A 16,678-nucleotide genomic window follows, 5' to 3' on the forward strand; every position below is an offset into this window, starting at 1 on the left:
GGCCTCATCTCCGGCCGTGGGCCCTGTCGTAGACCGCGCCGAGCTCGCCCATGCCGACGAAGTCCATGCACTCGCCGTAGGCGGTGCGGCCGTCGAGGTCCCAGCGCAGCAGCGCGTTGTGCCCGACGACGCCGGGCTGGGACTGCCACGGGAAGGTGGTCAGGGCCTGGCCCTCGGCGTTCCAGACCCGGTCGGCGGAGTCGGTGACGCTGATCGAGATCCGTTCCGGGTAGAGGTGCGAGCGCTTCGTGACGCCGCCGCCGGCCTTGAGCCCGCGCAGCTCGCCGTTCTCGACGACGTAGCCGTGTGTCAGGCGCAGCGGCGACTCGCCGTCCGGGCCGTTGTCGGTGGAGAAGTCGAACAGGCCGTGCAGCACGAGGTCGGTCCCGGCGTGGGCGTGCATCCAGCTCAGCCGCGAGGTCTGCCGCTCGGCGCGCACCCCCCAGCTGTGGTCCATCGTGGACACGCAGTCGATCGGGGTCGTGACCCCGCGGAGCCGGATCTCGCCCTCGTAGTGCCCGGACTGGTCGAAGTGGCCGGCGTAGGCGTGGCCCCAGGTCTTGGCCATGTCCTTGCCCGCGGCCAGCGGGTCCATGTCCGGGTCGTTGATGTCGTAGGGCTCGTGCAGGGCGGTGTGGCGGAACCGGATCTCCAGGTCCGCGGCCGGGTCGGAGTAGGAGACGTCCCAGATCCGGTGCGGGTCGGTCGCGACGACCTTCAGGCCGTTGGCCAGCTCGTAGTCCAGCAGGTTCGACGGCTGCGGCACGACCAGGTGCTCCCAGGCGTCCCAGTAGTCGGCCTCCCAGGGGGCCCGCACGCGGCGGCTGTTCACCGAGACGGTGGAGCCCACCACCCCCAGCGGCTCGCGGAACAGCCCGTAGAGGCCGATGTTCATCGGCCGGTCGGTGTCCTGGCCCGCGTAGAGGCCGAAGTAGTTGGTCTCCGCCCAGAGCGGGTCGTCGCTGGTCGGCGGGTGGAACTGTGCGTCCTCGGGGCGGATCACCGATGAACCTCCTGGCGCGCGGGGGCCCGGTGCGGCCGGGCCGTGGTCTACGTCCTGCACGCTCCCGCGGTGCTCCCGGTCCGGCCACGGCGCCGAAGGACAACGGCCGCCGGTCACGTTGTCCGGAACGGATAAGGCTGCGGGGATCGTGCCGGTCCTACTGTCCCGGCAACGGTGGTCCGGCTCGCGCCGAGGCCACCCGGCTTCTACCGACGGAGGTGGTCCGGGCATGCAGCTGGCCAAGGTGCTCGGCCAGGTCGTCTCGACGATCAAGGGCCCCGGACTCGAGCGGTTCACCCTCCTGCTGGTGCAGGAGGCCGACTCCGACGACCCGGAGCGCGACGGCGGAGCCGTGTTCGTCGCGGTCGACACCGTCGGTGCCGGGGTCGGCGAGATCGTGCTGGTCTGCGCGGGCGGAGCCGCCCGGGTGGCGGCCGGCCCCGACGTCCCCACCGACCGCGCGGTCGTCGGCATCGCCGACACCGTCGTGCGGGTCGGCAGCGTGACCTACCAGAAGACATGACGACGGTCGCCGATCCGGCACCGTCGGCACCACACCGGCATCAGGAGGAAGACATGGCTCCGACGACTGGAACCCCGGCCGTCCCGGCCCTGCGCGGCGCGCTGGGACTCATCGAGACCAAGGGGCTGGTCGGTGCGATCGAGGCGGCCGACGCGATGGTGAAGGCCGCCAACGTGCAGGTGCTCGGCCACCGCGAGATCGGCGGCGGCCTCGTGACGATCATGGTCCGGGGCGACGTCGGCGCGGTGAAGGCCGCCACCGACGCGGGCGCCGTGGCCGCGGGCAAGGCGGGCGAGGTCGTCTCGGTGCACGTGATCCCGCGGCCGCACGACGAGACCGAGAGCATCCTCGCCGTCCTCACCCGGCCCAAGGGCTGACCGGCCCCACCCCGGCCGGGTCCGACCCGCACCGGTGCACGCCCGACGTGCAGCGGTGACCGGGCGTGCCCGCCCACGACAGAGACGGAGGTGTGGGGATGACCGCGACAGCGCCCGCCGACCCGCGCGGGCTCGACGCCGACCTGGCCGGACTCGCCGACGTCCGCGCCAAGGCCCGCGCGGCGAGGGCGGCCTTCGACGCGATGGAGGGGACCGACCAGGAGACCCTCGACCGCTACGTCCGGGCGATGGCACGGGCGGGCACGCAGGCCGCCGAGGAGCTGGCCCGGCTCGCCGTCGACGAGACCGGCTACGGCGTCTACGAGCACAAGATCTACAAGAACCGCTACAACACCGGCTTCGTCGCCCGGTGGATGCTGGAGCGCCGCGCCGTCGGCGTGCTCTGGGTCGACGACGAGGCCCGGGTGACCGCGGTCGGCTCCCCGATGGGCGTCATCGCCGGGATCATCCCGGTCACCAATCCCACCTCGACCGCCCTGTTCAAGTGCCTGGCCGCGGTGAAGTCGGGCAACGCGATCGTGCACGCCCCGCACCCCCGTGCCGCCCGCTGCACCCTGCGCGCGGTCGAGATCATGGCCGAGGCCGCCGTCGCGGCCGGCGCCCCGGAGGGCCTGGTCTCCTGCCTGGAGCACCCCACCCTGGCGGCCACCGCGGAGCTCATGCGGCGCGAGGAGATCGCGCTCGTCATGGCCACCGGCGGGCCGGGCATGGTGCGCGCGGCCTACTCCAGCGGCAAGCCGACGATCGCCGTCGGGGCGGGCAACGTCCCCGCCTACGTCGGGGCGAGCGTCGCCGACCCGGCCGAGGCCGCCGAGATGATCATCACCTCGAAGTCGTTCGACAACGGCACGGCGTGCGTCGCCGAGCAGTCCGTCGTCGTCGTCGAGGCGGTGGCGCCGGCCTTCCTGGCCGCGTTCGAGCAGCGTGGCGCCTACTGGATGAACGCCCCCCAGCAGGCCGCGCTGGCCCGGGTGCTGTTCGACGAGCGCGGCGCGATGCGCCCGGCCTCGGTCGGGCAGACCGCGATCCGCCTCGCCGAGACGGCGGGGTTCGCCGTGCCGTCGTCGACCCGGGTGCTCGCCTGCGAGCTCGACACGGTCGGCGTGGACACCCCGCTCTCGCGGGAGATCCTCGGCCCGGTCCTGTCGGTCTACCGCGCCGCCGACCGCGACGCCGGGTGGCGCCGCTGCCGGGAGATCCTGGCGCTCGACGGCGAGGGGCACACGGCCGCCGTGCACGCCTCGGACCCGGAGGAGATCGCCCCGTTCGGTGCGCTGCCCGCGGGCCGAATCGTGATCAACACACCGGCGCTGTTCGGCGGGATGGGCTACTCCACCGACGTCGACCCCTCCTTCCAGCTCGGCACCGGCAGCTGGAGCGGGTCGATCTGCTCGGACAACGTGACCCCCCTGCACCTGATCAACATCAAGCGGATCGCGCACGAGGTGCGTCCGTGGCGCACCGTCTACGACCCGGTGGAGCTGTAGCCGTGGCGACCGCGACCGCGGGTCGCCGCCCGGGACGCCGGCGTCCGGCGCGCGCCGCCGAGACGCGCCGGACGCCGGACCAGCTGCTCACCGCGGCGGCCGCCACCGCCGGGTCGGTGGCCCGCGACGGCGCCCCCGACGGGCCCGCGGCCGCCGCGCTGGCCGCCGCGGCCTCGCTGCGGGCCGGGGTCGACCTCGGGACGGCCAGCTGCGTGCTCGTCGTCCTCGCGGTCGCCCCGGACGGCACCGAGCACCCCGTGTGGATCGACGCGTCCCCGTCGGGTGCGCTGGCCGACGGCGTCGTCGTCGACTTCGCCCGCGCAACCGCGACCGTCCGCCGCCTGCGGGAACGGGCCGAGGCCGGGCTCGGCGTCGGGCTGGGCGCCGGCGTACCGGTCGCGACGGCCCACCCGCCGTGCATCCCGGCCGCCGACGCGAAGGCCTGCAGCTACGTCTGCGAGACCGCCGGGTTCGACCGGGTCGCGCTCGTCGACGAGGTCGCGGCGGCGCAGCGCACGCTCGGGATCCGCGACGGCGTCGTCGTCGACGTCGGGGGCGGCTCGACCGGGGTCGGGGTCTACCGCGACGGCGCACTGGTCGCGCTCGACGACCGCGCCGGCGGCGGCCACCACCTCGACCTGATGCTGGCCGGGGGCCTGGGCATCGCCGTCGAGGAGGCCGAGCCGTACAAGCGGGCCCACCCGGACGAGGCGTTCCCCCTCCTGGTCCCCGGGGTGCAGCGCATCGCGGAGAACGTGCGCGCGCTGACCGTGGGCGCCGAGGACCTGCCGCTGCACATCGCGGGCGGCGCCCTGATGATCGCCGGTGCGCAGCGCGTACTGGCCACGTACCTGGAGCGAACCGTCGTGACCCATCCGCACGCCCTGCTCATCACCCCGATCGGTATCGCCCGTGCGGAGGTGCCCGCATGAGCAACGGGACCCCGACCCTGCGCACCTATGCCTTCGTCGACCGGATGCAGCCCCAGTGCGCGGCGCACATCGCCGCGACCAGCCCCGGCGACGTCCCGCTCGCGGGGATGGCCGAGCTCTACATCGAGATGGCCCCCGGCAACGAGGTGTTCCGGGCCGCCGACATCGCGCTCAAGGCGGCCGGTGTGCGCCCGGCCCTGCAGATCATCGAGCGCGAGTTCGGGCTGCTGGAGATCCACTCCGAGCAGCAGGCCGAGGTGCTCGCCTCCGGCCAGGCGATCCTGGACGAGCTCGGGATGACCGAGGCCGACCGGATCCGGCCGACGATCGCCTCCACCCAGTTCATCACCAACGTGCACCCCTACCAGGCGCAGCTGCTCAACAAGTGGCGCAAGGGCTCCATGCTGATGCCGGGCCAGAGCCTGTTCGTCATGGAGGTCGCGCCCGCCGCCTACATCGCGGTCGCCGCCAACGAGGCGGAGAAGGCCGCGAACATCACCGTCATCGAGCTGCGCGCGGTGGGCCGGTTCGGCCGGATGTTCCTGTCCGGGACCGAGAGCGAGGTGCAGTCGGCCCGCGACGCGGCGGTCGCCGCGCTGGAGGGCGTCCACGGCCGGGAGCTCGCGCGATGAGCGTCATCGGAGCGGCGCAGGTCGACGACGCCGCCGCGGCGAAGGTCCTGCGGGTCACCGCCCGCGACGTCGTCACCCCGCTCGCCCGCGAACGGGCCCGTGAGCTGGGCGTGGAGATCGTGACCGGCCAGGCCTCCGCCGGGACGGCGGGCACGTCCGCCACGCAACCGGCACGACCCCCGGTCGCCGCGGCCGGCCGGCCGGCCGCACCACCGGGGGGCGCGCCCCCGCCGCCCCGCCCGGTCGCCTCGGTACCGCAGCCGGCCGGCCGCCCGGTCACGCCGCCGCCGTCGCCGGTCGGGCCGGTCCCGTCCGCCGCGGCCGTCGCGCACCTCACGGGGGCGGCGCCGCCCCCGGTGCGTCCTCCCTCGGGTGCGCTGTACCGGCGTGGTGCGCCGCTGCCGGACGTCGTACGGCCGGGCGGTGCCGGGTCGCGTCCGGGCGCGGGCCGCTCCGGCCGGGTGGTCGTCGTCGGCGCGGGCAACGTCGGCATGATCGCCGCGATGCGGCTGGCCGACGCCGACGTCTTCGCCGAGGTCGTGCTCGTCGACATCGACGCCGGCCGGGCCGCGGGCGTCGCGCTGGACCTCACCCACACCGCCGCGCTGTCCGGGTTCGACACCCGGGTCCGCGGGGTCGGCACGGTCGAGGAGGCCGGCCCGGCCGACTACGTGGTCATCACCGCGGGCCGGCCGCGCACCCCCGGGATGAGCCGGTCGGACCTGATCAGCACGAACGCCGCCATCGTCGGTGACGTCGCGGCGCGGGTGGCGGTGACCTCGCCGGGAGCGGTGATCGTCGTCGTCACCAACCCGCTCGACGAGATGACCCAGCACGCCTGGAAGGCCTCGGGATTCCCCTCGGAGCGGGTCCTCGGCATGGCCGGGGTGCTCGACACCGCCCGGTTCCAGGCGCTCACCGCGCTGACCGGCGTCGCCCGCGCCGACCGGATCGACGCCTGGGCGCTGGGCAGCCACGGCGAGGAGATGGTCATCCCGCTGTCGCGGGCCACCGCGGACGGGCGGCCCCTGAGCACAGCGATCCCCGCGGCCGACCTCGACGCGATCGTGATGCGGGCCCGGGGTTCGGGCGGCGAGGTGGTCGGGCTGCTGAAGAAGGGCAGTGCCTTCCTGGCACCCGGCCTGTCGGCGGCCCGCATGGTGCTGGCGATGGCCGCCGACTCCGGCGAGGTCATGCCCGCCGCGGTGCTCGCCGACGGCAGCTACGGCATCCGTGGGGTCTACGTCGGGCTCCCGGCCCGGCTGGGCCGCGGCGGCCTGACCGGGATCGTGACGATCGACCTGCGGCCCGCCGAGCTGGAGGCGCTGGCCGAGGCCGCGGCCCGGATCCGCGAGCGGCTCGCCGACCTGGCCGAGGCGGCCTGACGCCGTGCGCGCGGTGACCTACGCGGGGGACGGCGCGGTGCGCGTCGCCCCGGTGCCCGACCCCCGGATCGAGCAGCCGACCGACGCGGTCGTCGAGGTCCGCAGATCGGCGGTCTGCGGAACGGACCTGCACCTCCTCGCGCACGACGAGGGGCTGCCCGCCGGCACGGTGCTCGGCCACGAGTTCGTCGGGCAGGTCGTGGAGACCGGCACCGCGGTGCGCGGGCACCGCGTCGGCGACCTCGTCGTCGGCGCCGACTTCGTCGCCTGCGGCACCTGCTGGTGGTGCCGGCGGGGTGACCACTGGGAGTGCGCGGAGCGGCGGTTCTTCGGCACCGGCACCGCGTTCGGCCCGCCGCTGGCCGGCACGCAGGCGGAGCTGGTCCGGGTGCCGCACGCCGACACCGTGCTCCGGACCGTCCCCGACGGGGTGTCCCTCGACGCGGCCGTCTTCCTCGGCGACACCCTCGCGACCGGCTACGCGGCGGTGCGCCGCGCCGACCTGCAGCCCGGCGACACCGTCGCGGTGGTCGGCGGTGGCCCGGTCGGCCAGCTGACGGCGCTGGCCGCGCAGGCCTGCGGCGCCGGAGCGGTGCTGCTCGTCGAGCCGGTCGGGTCCCGCCGCGCGGTCGCGGGCCGGGAGGGCTCGGTCGCCGTCGCCCCGGAGGAAGCGGTCGCGGCGGCACACGGGCTGACCGACGGGCGGGGCGCCGACGTCGTCGTCGACGCGATCGGTGGCCCGCGCGGGCTCGGCACGGCGTTCGAGCTGGTGCGCCGCCGAGGCACCGTCGTGTCGGTCGGCGTGCACGACGGCACCTGGGACCTGCCCGCCGGACGGGCCTTCGCCGACGAGCTCACGCTCCGGTTCGCGATCGGCGACCTGATGCGCGACGGCGACCGGCTCCTCGCCCTCGTCCGTTGCGGCGCAGTCGATCCGACGGTCCTCGTGGAGGACCGGGTGTCGCTGACCGACGCACCGGACGCCTATCAGCGGATGTCACAGCGACGTACGCTGAAGTCGCTGATCGTGTTCTGACGGCTGGGGGTGGGATGACGACACTCGACCGGGTCGGAGCGACGACGGGCGTCGACGCCCTCGGCAGGCTCCTGGGCACCGTCCCGCCGTCCCCGGACGCCGCCGCCGAGCTGCTCGTCGGCGCGGCGACCCTGCTGGCGGGCACCTCGATGACCGTCGCGGCCTGGCGGGACGGCCGGTGGCAGGTGCTCGCCGGCTCCGGGGTCGGGATGGCGGGTCTCCCGCCGGGCGGCCCGTCGGCGGCCGAAGCCCGGTCCGGCCGGATCGTCGGGCCGGACGGCGCCGCCGCGCTGTGCTGGGACCCCGAGGTCCGGCTCGCCCCGGAGCCCGTCGGGCTCCTCCGGCAGGCCCGGGTCTGGATGTCGTTGCAGCTGGCCGGGGCGCGCGCCGACGACGAGGAGTACGCGGCGACGGTCGAGGCCGACGCGGTCCGCGAGGTGTCGCGGCGGCTGCTGTCGGTCCGCGACCTCGACCAGGTCCTGCTCACGGTCTCCGAGCAGACACTGCGCCTGCTCGAGTCCGACATCTGCGGGGTGATGCTCCGCGAGGGCGACGTCGTGCGCATGCGCGCCTGCGTCGGCAACCGGGCGACGCAGACCGCGCGGCTGACGATGCGCCGCGGTCAGGGCGTCGCCGGGCTGGTGTTCCTCACCGGGGAACCCGCCAGGATCGACTCCTACCTCGACGACGAGACGATCAGCGACGACTTCAACTCCCTCGCCGAACGGGAGGAGACCCGGTCGGCACTCGCCGTCCCGCTGCAGCTGCAGGGGGAGTTCCTCGGCGTCCTGGAGGTGTGGCGGCGCCGGCACTCGGTGTTCACCGACCGCGACATGCGCCGGATGGTCACCCTCGCCGACTTCGCGACGATCGCCATCGACAACGCCCGCCTGCACGACGAGCAGGTGGCTGCCGCGGCCGAGCTGAGCCGGGCCCACGAGGCGCTGCAGAACCAGCACACGCTGCTGGACCGGGCGTCGCGGCTGCAGCAGGAGCTGCTGCGCATCGTCGTCGGCGGTGGCGGTCTGCCCGCGGTCACCCGTACCGTCGCGACCGAGCTGGGCTGCGAGGTCGCGGTCTACGGTCCCGACGGTGCGCGGGTGGCGGGCCACCGGGCCCGGGACCTGGTCTCCCGGCTGCCCGCGTCGGTGCCGACCCGCGGCGGGGAGATCGTGCCGACGCCGGAGGACCGGGCCTCGCTGGCGCACCCCGTCTACGCCGACGGCGACCAGGTCGGCCAGGTGCTGTTCGCCCGGTGCGGACCGTCGCAGGACCTCCTGGCGGCCGTCGCCGGGCAGGTGGCGATGGCCTGCTCGCTGGCGCTGATGCGCGAACGGGCGGTGGGCCGGGCCCGGGCCGAGGCCGCCGAGCAGGTGCTCTGGGACCTGCTGCAGGGCTCGGTCGAGCACCGCCTCGCCGCGCGCACCCGCGCCCAGCACCTCGGCATCGCCCTGACCGGCGGGCTGCGGGTGCTGCACGGCCGGATCGAGAACGTCGAGGTCCTCACCGCCCAGCACGGCTGGGACACCTCACAGGTCGACCGGGTCCGGCGCAGGGTCCTGCGGATCGTCCGCACCCTGCACGGCCGCGGCCTGTCCCTGGCCAGCCTGCGGGGCGACCTGCTCGTGGCCGTCGCCGCCGACCTGGACCGCATCGGCGCGAAGAACCTGGTGAACGCGTTCTCCGGGGCCGTGCACTCCGAGCTCCCGGAGCTGCGCCTGCGGTGGGGGATCAGCCGCGAGTACCACGAGGCCGTCGACCTGCCGAGCGCGCTGAACGAGGCCCGCACCGCGCTGTCGGCCGCCAAGCGCTTCGGCGGGCAGGACGTGTTCCTGTACGAGGAGCTGGGCATCGTGCGGCTGCTGCTCGGCTCGGGCGACGACCCCGACCTGCAGACCTTCGTCGACGAGGTGACGGGCCCGCTGCTGGACTACGACCGCGACAACGACGGCTCGCTGATCCGCACGCTGCGCGCGTTCTTCGACGCCGACTGCTCCCAGAAGCTGGCCGCGGACCGGCTGTTCGTCCACCACAAGACCCTGCGCTACCGGCTGGAGCGGATCCGGAAGCTGACCGGCCTGGACCTGGGGCGCCACGAGGACCGGATGCGCGCGGACTTCGCCTTGCGGCTGCTGCAGGTCACCCGGCACGACGACCCGGAGGACACCGACCCGGGCCGCTGACCCGGGCCGCCGGGGCCCGCCCGCTCAGGTGGTGCGGGTGGGCTGCACGGCCTCGCCGATGACGCCCTCGGTCTCCTCGTGCGGACGCGGGATGACGTGGCTGCTGTACAGCTCGCCGACCCGGGCCGCCGCGGCCGTCCCGGCCGCGACCGCGGCGTTCACGGCGCCGACGTCGCCCCGGACCAGCACCGAGACCTGGCCGTTGCGCAGGGTGCGGTACCCCTCGACCTCCACGTTGGCGGCCTTCACCATCGCGTCCGCCGCCTCGATCGCCCCGACCAGGCCCCTGGTCTCGACCATCCCGAGGGCGCCACCGGCCCGTCGTGCGTCCGACATGGAGCCGTCTCCTCTCGAGCGGGACACCGACGCCTGCGTCGGCCCGACCCACGGTAGGTCCGTGCGGCGGGGGGCACGCTGTCCCGCCCGGACAACGGGACCGGCGGGGGTTGTCCCCGGCGGAGCGGCCGCGCGGCCGCTCCTGGGAGGGACCCAGGTGGGTCAGCCGGCCGGCCGGGGCGTCGTCGGGCCCGCCCGGCGCGCGACCACCCCGACGACGTCGGAGGCGGTGACGATGCCGTCGATCCGGTCCCCGTCGGCGACGAGGACGGCGTCCCGCCCGTCCGCCGCCATCGCCGCGGCGGCCGCCGACAGCGGCGCCGACGACGGCAGCACCGTGACCGGGCCGTGCACCTCGGCGACGGTGAGGACGGACCGGCCCAGCGGCCCCCACTGCGCGGCGACGCCGCGGAGCAGGTCGGACTCGGTCACCAGGCCGGTGCACCGCGGGCCCGCGAAGACCGGGAGGTGGTGGACGTCGTGGGCGAGCATCAGGTCGAGCGCGGTCCGGACCGGTGTCTGCGGGGTGACCGCGACCAGGCGCGGCGACACGACCGTCCGCAGCGGCGGGTCGTCGTCGAGGGTCTCGGGCGGGGCGTCGGGCCGGAACCCCGCGCGGCTGTCCTGCTGGCTCATGGTCATCCCTCCGTCGACCGGCGCCGTCAGCCTGCGCCGCGAGGGACCCGGCGGGGACGGGCCGGAGGTCCCGCCGCGACCACCGGCCCGGACCCGGATCCCGGTGACCTCCGGCCCCGGCGCGGCGGGACCTCCGCCCCACGCCACCGGCACCGGCGCCGGGCAGCGTGGGGACTCCGGAGGAGAGGGGCACACCATGACCACATCGAGGGACCTGCCGGACGTCGTGGGCGTCGACGGCTCGGAGGCCGCGCTGGACGCGGTCCGCTGGGCGGTCCGCGACGTCGCGGGCCGGGGACGGCCGCTGCGCCTGGTCGCGGCGGTGCCCGGCACCCCCGTGACGACCGGCGCCCGGGCGCGGGCCTGGGACGACCGGCGCAAGGCCGCCGTGGCCGCCGCGGAGGAGAACCTGCGGGTCGCCGCGGCCGTCGCGACCGACACGCTGCCCCTGGGGGCGGTCGGGACCGCGCTGCGCGAGGGGACCCCCGCGCAGGTGCTGGCCGAGGAGTCGCAGCGGGCGGCGACCGTCGTCGTCGGGCACCGCGGGCGGGGCGGGTTCCGGGGCCTGCTGCTGGGGTCGACCGGGGTCTCGCTGGCCGCGACCGCCGGCTGCCCGCTGGTCGTGGTGCGGGGGAGCGCACCGGCGACCGGTCCGGTCGTGGTGGGCGTCGACGGCTCGGGGGACGCGGCCGCGGCCCTGGACTTCGCGGCCGACGTCGCGGCGCGCCGCGAGGTGCCGCTGGTCGCGGTGCGTGCCTGGTGCGACCCGGCGACGGACCCCGCGGTGGCGCTGCTGCTGGACCCGGAGGCGGTGGAACGGGAGGAGGCCGAGGAACTGGAGCGTGCCGTCGCCCCGCTGTCCGAGGAGTTCCCCACCGTGGAGGTCCGGACCCGGGTCGTGCACGGGTCGCCCTCGGCGGTGCTGACCGGTGCGTCCGACGGCGCCGGGCTGGTCGTCGTGGGGACGCGCGGGCGGGGGCCGCTGTCGGGCCTGGTCCTCGGCTCGGTCGCGCAGGCGGTGCTGCACCACGCCGGGGCGCCCGTGGCCGTCGTGCGGGACGGTGCACCGCCTAATCGATAATGACATCCGGTACTGTCAAGGCGTGGCCCCTCCCTCGTTCGGCGTCATGCTGTTCACCCACCGCTTCCCCGGGCAGAGCGCGACCGAGGTGTTCGCGCTGGCCGCGGACGTCGCGCAGGCGGCCGAGGCGCACGGGTTCGCGTCGGTGTGGACCACCGAGCACCACTTCCTGACCGGCTACGGGATCAACCCCTCCGCGACGACGCTGGCCGCGTTCCTGCTCGGCCGCACCCGGCGGGTGCGGGTCGGCACGGCCGTGACGATCCTGCCGACGCACCCGCCGGTGCACGTCGCGGAGCAGGCGGCGCTGCTCGACCAGCTCTCCGGCGGCCGGTTCGACCTCGGCGTCGGCCGGGCCGGGCCGGTGGTGGACCACGAGGTCCTCGGCACCGGCATCGAGCGGTGGCGCACCGGGCTGCCCGAGGCGCTCGGCCTCGTCCTCGACTCCTTCACCGGGCGGGTGTCCGCCGACTCCGAGCACTACCGGTTCCGCGAGGTCGCACCCGGCCCGGAGCCGTACACGCGTCCGCACCCGCCGGTGCACGTGGCCGCGACCTCGGCCACCGGGGTGGAGCTCGCCGCCCGGCACGGCCTGCCGATGCTGTTCTTCTTCTCCCAGACCGCCGACGAGCAGGCCCGGCTGGTCGCCGACTACGAGCAGCTCACCGCGGCGCGGCCGGTGCACGGCACCGCGGCCCTGGCCCATGTCACCGACTCGGTCGCCGAGGCCGAACGGGTCGTCCACGAGCGGCTGGCGCCGGTGTTCGCCTCCGGCTACGCCGAGTACGTGATGGTCGAGGAGTACGGCGGCCCGCGGCCCACCCCCGACGAGCTGGCCGCGGGCATCCTCGCCCGCCAGCCGATCGGTCCGCCCGAGCTGTGTGTCCGCCGGCTCGTCGACCTGGTCCGGGGGAGCGGGGCCGGACGGGTGCTGCTGCACGTCGAGTCCTCCGGTGAGCGCGACGCGGTGCTCGCCAACGTGGAACGCCTCGCGACCGAGGTGCTGCCCGCCGTCCGGAAGGAACTGGAGAACCCGTGAACGACACCTACGACGTGGTGGTCGTCGGCGGTGGGCCCGCGGGCCTGTCGGCGACCCTCGTGCTCGGCCGCCAGCGGCGTCGCGTCCTGCTCGTCGACGCCGGCGAGCCGCGCAACGCCCCGGCCGCCGAGATGCACATGTACCTCGGCCGCGACGGCGCGGACCCGGCGCAGCTGCTCGCCGACGGCCGCGCCGAGGTCGACGCCTACCCGACGGTGACCCGCCGGGCGGGCCGGGTCACCGGCGTCCGCGGCGCCCTCGACGACTTCACCCTCGACCTCGACGACGGCACCGTCGTACGGGCGCGGCGGCTGCTGCTGGCCGGCGGCCAGGTCGACGAGCCGCTCGACGTGCCCGGGCTGGCGCAGCGGTGGGGCGGCTCGGTGTTCCACTGCCCGTTCTGCCACGGCTACGAGACCACCGGCATGGCGCTCGTGGTGATCGGCAACGGCCTGGCCGGGATGCTCGCCGCCTACGTGCGGGACCGGTTCAGCGACGACGTCGTCCTCGCCACCCACGGCCCCGCCGAGCTGCCCGGCTGGGTCGCGGCGAACCTGGAGGCGCGCGGGGTGCGGGTCGTGGAGTCCCCGATCACGGCGATCGAGGGAGACCTGGGCGCGCTCGAGCTGCGCTTCGCCGACGGCACCACCCTCGCCCGCGACGGCATCTACCACCGCGCCCCGACCCGTCCCGGCACCGTGCTGGCCGGAAGCCTCGGCGCGACCGTGCTCGACGACGGCGCGATCGCCGTCGACGAGTGCGGCCGGACCTCGGTCCCGGGGGTCTCCGCCGCCGGCGACGCGGCCCGGCAGCCCGGGCTGCCCGACGGCGTGACGCTGGTGAGCGTGGGCGCCGGGAACGGCGTCGCCGCGGCGGTGTGGCTGGAGCAGGAGCTGTTCCGGACCGGTCTGCCGGTCGCCCCCGGCCAGGGGTGAGCCCCGCCGGGTGCCCCGGGCGCCGGCCCGGGGCACCCGGGTCAGTACCGCAGCTCGTCCACCGAGGGGTCGGCGGACAGCCGGGCGGCCGTCGTCACCGGGTCGAGCACCTCGGCGGCCCGGCCGACCCCGGGCGGGACCCGGCCCGCCAGCACGTCGGTGACGGCGAGCGCGGTGAACGCGCCGGTCAGGGCGAGCGAGTCGGTGGACCGCAGCAGCACGCGGCGTGCGCCGTCGGCGTAGCGCGCCGAGGCGAGCAGCGTGATGGCGACGCCGTGCGCGGCCACGTCGGCGTCGGCGGCGGCGATGACGGCGTCGACGTGCGCCAGCGGGTCGCCCGACGCCCAGGCCGACGCGAGGGTGTCCGGCAGCCCCGGCCCCGGGAACACCGAGTAGGCCCGCAGCTGCGCCGCACCGGTGTCCGCGGCCAGGCGCTGCGCCTCGGCGGTGAGCAGCGGCACGGCGTGCACCGGACCGTCGAAGCCCGGCAGCGACACCGCGGGCTGCACCGCCAGCGCGGCCTCGACGGGTCCGCCGTCGCGCCACAGCGCCCGGGGCAGCCCGTAACGGGGCGGGACCGACAGCAGCACGTCCGCCGCCGCGGCCGGGGTCAGCCGGTCGGCGCCACCGGCGTAGAGGTCCAGCCGCCGGGCCCCCGGCGGGAGCAGACGCGGCAGGAGCCCCGACAGTCCGGGCACCACCCCCGTACCCAGCACGACCGAGCGGTCGCCGGTCGGGAACGGGTCCAGGTCGCCGGCCGGGTCGACGAGGTGGGCCCCCGCGGCGAGCGCCGCCGCCAGCACGGCCGGGGTGAGCCGCAGCGACGGTCCCGCGCACTGCACGACGACGGCCGCGCCGGCGCAGAACCCGGCCAGGGCGTCGGCGTCGCCCGCGTCGACGCGCACGGCCTCGGCCCCGAGCTCGGCCGCCGGTGCGGCGAGCGCGGCCGCGTCGCGGGCCCCGAGCCGCAGCCGCACCCGGCCCCGGCCCGTCGCGGCCAGCCGTCGCGCCGCGGCCCGCCCGGTCGCCCCCGAGGCGCCCAGCACGGCGACCAGCGGACGGGGGGCCCCGGCCATCAGGACGCCCGTCCGGCCGCCGCGACCCCGGCGACCGTCGGGTCGGCGAGGAAGGCCCGTACCGGCACCGGGTGGTCCAGCTCGGCGGCGAGGCGGGCCAGCACCCGGATCGCGAGCAGCGAGTCGCCGCCCGCGGTGAAGAAGTGCACGGTGCGGTCCAGCACCGGGATCTCCAGGAAGTCCTCGAACACCTCGGCCACCGCCTGCTCCGCGCCGTCCGCGGGCGGGCCGGGAGCGTGCGTGCGACCGGTCCCGGGCAGCGCGCCGATGCGCAGCCCCTCCCCGGGGACGGGGTCGAGGGCCTCGGGCAGCTCCGGCACGGCGTCCCAGCCGGGTCCGTCGGCCAGCGCCGTCGCGAGCTCGACCAGCTCGGCGAACGCGGCCGTCACCTCGTCGTCGACGAACAGCTCCGCGACCAGGGAGAACACCAGGACGAGCTGCTCGTCGATCTCGAAGCAGCGGGTCTCCAGCGCCACCTGCGGGGTGCGCAGGTGGTGGGTGTAGTCCCCGGCGCGCACCCGGCCCAGCGGCCCGGCCTCGCTCGGCAGCGGGCTGCCCATCGCGGCGTCCATCCCGATCGTGGACTGGAACACCACCGGTGCCACCGGGCGGTGGGTGCCGCGCCGGCGCCCGACCTCCCGGGCCACCTCGACGCCCGGGACGAGCGTGTGCGCGGCGTGCTCGGCGAAGGTCCGCTGCACGGACCGGGCCAGCTCGGCGAACGACGCCCCGGTCTCCGGGACGACCGGCAGCAGCATGGTGGTGGCGAAGCCGCCGATCATGCGGTGCACGTCGGGGTGCAGCGGCAGGCGTCCGGTCTGCAGCGAGTTGAGCAGCATCCGCCGGTGTCCCGACCAGCGGGCCAGCACGACGGAGAACGCCGTGAGCAGCGCCGTCGCCGGGGTGACCCGCTGGTCGCGGCAGGCCGCGCGCAGCGCCGCCCAGCGGGCCGGGTCGAGCCGGAACTCGCGGTGCTGCATGACGGTCGGGGTGACCTCCTGCGGGTCGACGACCAGCGGCAGCGCGGGCGGGGCGGGCAGCGCGTCGATCCGCTCCCACCACCAGTCGCGGTCGGCGGTCCGGCCGCGGGTGCCGCGCAGCGCCCCGACCGCCTCGACGTAGTCGCCGGGGTCGATCTCCAGGGGGTCGAGCACCGCGTTCCAGTCCTGGGCGAGTGCCAGCAGCTCGCGGGTGAGCACGCCGGCCGACCAGCCGTCGAAGAGCAGCAGGCTGAACGCGCCGTGCAGCAGACCGGCGTCGCCGGGCAGCAGCGTCAGCCGGATGTCCAGGCCGGGGCCGGACACCGGGTCGGGCCCGCTGACGTTCATCAGGTCCCGCAGCGCGGCGAGCCGGGCGTCGATCTCCTCCGGTGCGGCGTCGCGCAGGTCCAGCACGGTCGGGGCCGGCAGCGCCCCCGGCGCGCCGGTGGGCAGCACGTACTGGCGGCCGTCGGCGTCGACCCGGGCGCGCAGGCCGGGCTGGCGCCGGGCCAGCCGCTCCAGGGCGTCGGTGAGGGCCTCCGCCGCCTCGTCGCCGTCGATGCCGTCGAGGGGGTAGTCGACGTAGTAGTGCGCCGAGGCGTAGGACAGCTCCCAGCCGTCCTGCTGGCCGACGAAGTAGCCCTGCTGCAGCGGCAGCAGCGCGAACGGGGCGTGCGGGTCGGCGCGACGGCGGGTGATCGCGGGCAGTGACCCGGCCGACGGATCGCTCACCCGATCGGCGACGAGTGCGGCGATCTCGCCGACGGTCGTGTCCACCCGGACCTCGGCCAGGCCGAGCGCGACGCCGAGGCGCTGCCGGATCAGCGCCGACATGCGCACCGCCAGCACCGAGTCACCGCCCAGGACGAGGAAGCCCACGTCGTCGGGGATCTCGGCGGGTGGCAGGTCGAGCAGTTCGGACCAGACGGTCGTGATCTCGGCGGTGTGGTCGGCGGTCGGTGGGGCGGTCATACCGGAGACCGTAGACGATATTGACAATCAGACTCAATAAGGCG

The 16,678-nt window shown here is 76.1% G+C and carries 16 protein-coding genes; 11 read left to right on the forward strand and 5 right to left on the reverse strand.

Features of this window, described 5'->3' with window-relative positions; all coding sequences use genetic code 11:
* Nucleotides 1-4: 4 nt before the first annotated feature.
* Nucleotides 5-1,003, reverse strand: coding sequence for a hypothetical protein (locus KPL57_RS42850; protein WP_226356114.1), 999 nt, complete (start codon nt 1,001-1,003; stop codon nt 5-7).
* A 229-nt stretch (nt 1,004-1,232) separates the two neighbouring features.
* Here KPL57_RS42850 and KPL57_RS42855 point away from each other — a divergent pair, with 229 nt between their 5' ends.
* The 8 genes from KPL57_RS42855 (at nt 1,233) to KPL57_RS42890 (ending at nt 9,579) form a co-directional block, all read left to right on the forward strand.
* On the forward strand, nt 1,233-1,526 hold the full coding sequence (locus KPL57_RS42855) for a EutN/CcmL family microcompartment protein (RefSeq protein ID WP_226356115.1): 294 nt from the start codon (nt 1,233-1,235) through the stop codon (nt 1,524-1,526).
* Nucleotides 1,527-1,579: 53 nt separating this feature from the next.
* Entirely contained in the window at nt 1,580-1,903 is a 324-nt protein-coding gene (locus tag KPL57_RS42860; RefSeq protein WP_208825827.1) for a BMC domain-containing protein, read from the forward strand.
* Nucleotides 1,904-2,001: 98 nt separating this feature from the next.
* Nucleotides 2,002-3,411 carry an aldehyde dehydrogenase family protein gene (locus tag KPL57_RS42865; protein ID WP_226356116.1) on the forward strand — a complete coding sequence of 470 codons (1,410 nt, stop codon included), beginning with the start codon at nt 2,002-2,004 and terminating at the stop codon, nt 3,409-3,411.
* A 2-nt stretch (nt 3,412-3,413) separates the two neighbouring features.
* Complete coding sequence (eutJ, locus tag KPL57_RS42870; protein ID WP_226356117.1) at nt 3,414-4,343, forward strand: ethanolamine utilization protein EutJ; 930 nt, start codon at nt 3,414-3,416, stop codon at nt 4,341-4,343.
* Nucleotides 4,340-4,975 (forward strand): BMC domain-containing protein, encoded by a 636-nt coding sequence (locus KPL57_RS42875; protein WP_226356118.1) that lies wholly within the window; start codon nt 4,340-4,342, stop codon nt 4,973-4,975. Before eutJ ends, KPL57_RS42875 begins: the two co-directional genes overlap by 4 nt.
* Nucleotides 4,972-6,360: a malate dehydrogenase gene (locus KPL57_RS42880; protein ID WP_226356119.1), complete on the forward strand. Its 1,389-nt coding sequence runs from the start codon at nt 4,972-4,974 to the stop codon at nt 6,358-6,360. The genes KPL57_RS42875 and KPL57_RS42880 overlap by 4 nt, the downstream gene beginning before the upstream one ends.
* 13 nt (nt 6,361-6,373) lie before the next feature.
* Nucleotides 6,374-7,396, forward strand: coding sequence for an alcohol dehydrogenase catalytic domain-containing protein (locus KPL57_RS70720; RefSeq protein ID WP_226356120.1), 1,023 nt, complete (start codon nt 6,374-6,376; stop codon nt 7,394-7,396).
* 14 nt (nt 7,397-7,410) lie between these two features.
* A complete protein-coding gene (locus KPL57_RS42890) occupies nt 7,411-9,579 on the forward strand; it encodes a helix-turn-helix domain-containing protein (RefSeq protein ID WP_226356121.1) in 2,169 nt (722 codons plus the stop codon).
* Nucleotides 9,580-9,603: 24 nt separating this feature from the next.
* Here the strand turns inward: KPL57_RS42890 and KPL57_RS42895 are convergent, their stop codons facing one another.
* Together KPL57_RS42895 and KPL57_RS42900 are read right to left on the reverse strand one after the other, a co-directional pair.
* A complete protein-coding gene (locus tag KPL57_RS42895; RefSeq protein ID WP_226356122.1) occupies nt 9,604-9,915 on the reverse strand; it encodes a BMC domain-containing protein in 312 nt (103 codons plus the stop codon).
* Nucleotides 9,916-10,077: 162 nt separating this feature from the next.
* On the reverse strand, nt 10,078-10,551 hold the full coding sequence (locus tag KPL57_RS42900; protein WP_226356123.1) for a CBS domain-containing protein: 474 nt from the start codon (nt 10,549-10,551) through the stop codon (nt 10,078-10,080).
* Here KPL57_RS42900 and KPL57_RS42905 point away from each other — a divergent pair.
* The 3 genes from KPL57_RS42905 to KPL57_RS42915 are packed head-to-tail and all read left to right on the forward strand — an operon-like array spanning nt 10,550 to nt 13,606.
* Nucleotides 10,550-11,632 carry a universal stress protein gene (locus KPL57_RS42905; protein ID WP_226356124.1) on the forward strand — a complete coding sequence of 361 codons (1,083 nt, stop codon included), beginning with the start codon at nt 10,550-10,552 and terminating at the stop codon, nt 11,630-11,632. The genes KPL57_RS42900 and KPL57_RS42905 overlap by 2 nt on opposite strands.
* 22 nt (nt 11,633-11,654) lie before the next feature.
* Nucleotides 11,655-12,671 carry an LLM class flavin-dependent oxidoreductase gene (locus tag KPL57_RS42910; protein ID WP_226356125.1) on the forward strand — a complete coding sequence of 339 codons (1,017 nt, stop codon included), beginning with the start codon at nt 11,655-11,657 and terminating at the stop codon, nt 12,669-12,671.
* Nucleotides 12,668-13,606 (forward strand): NAD(P)/FAD-dependent oxidoreductase, encoded by a 939-nt coding sequence (locus KPL57_RS42915; protein WP_226356126.1) that lies wholly within the window; start codon nt 12,668-12,670, stop codon nt 13,604-13,606. The genes KPL57_RS42910 and KPL57_RS42915 overlap by 4 nt, the downstream gene beginning before the upstream one ends.
* Before the next feature lie 41 nt (nt 13,607-13,647).
* On the opposite strand, the gene KPL57_RS42920 is transcribed toward KPL57_RS42915, so the two are convergent.
* Both KPL57_RS42920 and KPL57_RS42925 read right to left on the reverse strand, forming a co-directional pair.
* Nucleotides 13,648-14,682 carry a saccharopine dehydrogenase NADP-binding domain-containing protein gene (locus KPL57_RS42920; protein ID WP_226356127.1) on the reverse strand — a complete coding sequence of 345 codons (1,035 nt, stop codon included), beginning with the start codon at nt 14,680-14,682 and terminating at the stop codon, nt 13,648-13,650.
* On the reverse strand, nt 14,682-16,634 hold the full coding sequence (locus KPL57_RS42925; protein ID WP_226356128.1) for a phosphopantetheine-binding protein: 1,953 nt from the start codon (nt 16,632-16,634) through the stop codon (nt 14,682-14,684). The genes KPL57_RS42920 and KPL57_RS42925 overlap by 1 nt, the downstream gene beginning before the upstream one ends.
* Between the last annotated feature and the right edge of the window lie 44 nt (nt 16,635-16,678).

The sequence above is a fragment of the Pseudonocardia sp. ICBG601 genome (assembly GCF_020496245.1).

Coding starts and splice junctions, on each gene's coding strand:
- KPL57_RS42855 (WP_226356115.1), top strand. CDS start 1,233: ATGCAGCTGGCCAAGGTGCTCGGCCAGGTCGTCTCGACGATCAAGGGC.
- KPL57_RS42860 (WP_208825827.1), top strand. CDS start 1,580: ATGGCTCCGACGACTGGAACCCCGGCCGTCCCGGCCCTGCGCGGCGCG.
- KPL57_RS42865 (WP_226356116.1), top strand. CDS start 2,002: ATGACCGCGACAGCGCCCGCCGACCCGCGCGGGCTCGACGCCGACCTG.
- KPL57_RS42875 (WP_226356118.1), top strand. CDS start 4,340: ATGAGCAACGGGACCCCGACCCTGCGCACCTATGCCTTCGTCGACCGG.
- KPL57_RS42880 (WP_226356119.1), top strand. CDS start 4,972: ATGAGCGTCATCGGAGCGGCGCAGGTCGACGACGCCGCCGCGGCGAAG.
- KPL57_RS42890 (WP_226356121.1), top strand. CDS start 7,411: ATGACGACACTCGACCGGGTCGGAGCGACGACGGGCGTCGACGCCCTC.
- KPL57_RS42895 (WP_226356122.1), bottom strand. CDS start 9,915: ATGTCGGACGCACGACGGGCCGGTGGCGCCCTCGGGATGGTCGAGACC.
- KPL57_RS42905 (WP_226356124.1), top strand. CDS start 10,550: ATGGTCATCCCTCCGTCGACCGGCGCCGTCAGCCTGCGCCGCGAGGGA.
- KPL57_RS42900 (WP_226356123.1), bottom strand. CDS start 10,551: ATGAGCCAGCAGGACAGCCGCGCGGGGTTCCGGCCCGACGCCCCGCCC.
- KPL57_RS42920 (WP_226356127.1), bottom strand. CDS start 14,682: ATGGCCGGGGCCCCCCGTCCGCTGGTCGCCGTGCTGGGCGCCTCGGGG.
- KPL57_RS42925 (WP_226356128.1), bottom strand. CDS start 16,634: ATGACCGCCCCACCGACCGCCGACCACACCGCCGAGATCACGACCGTC.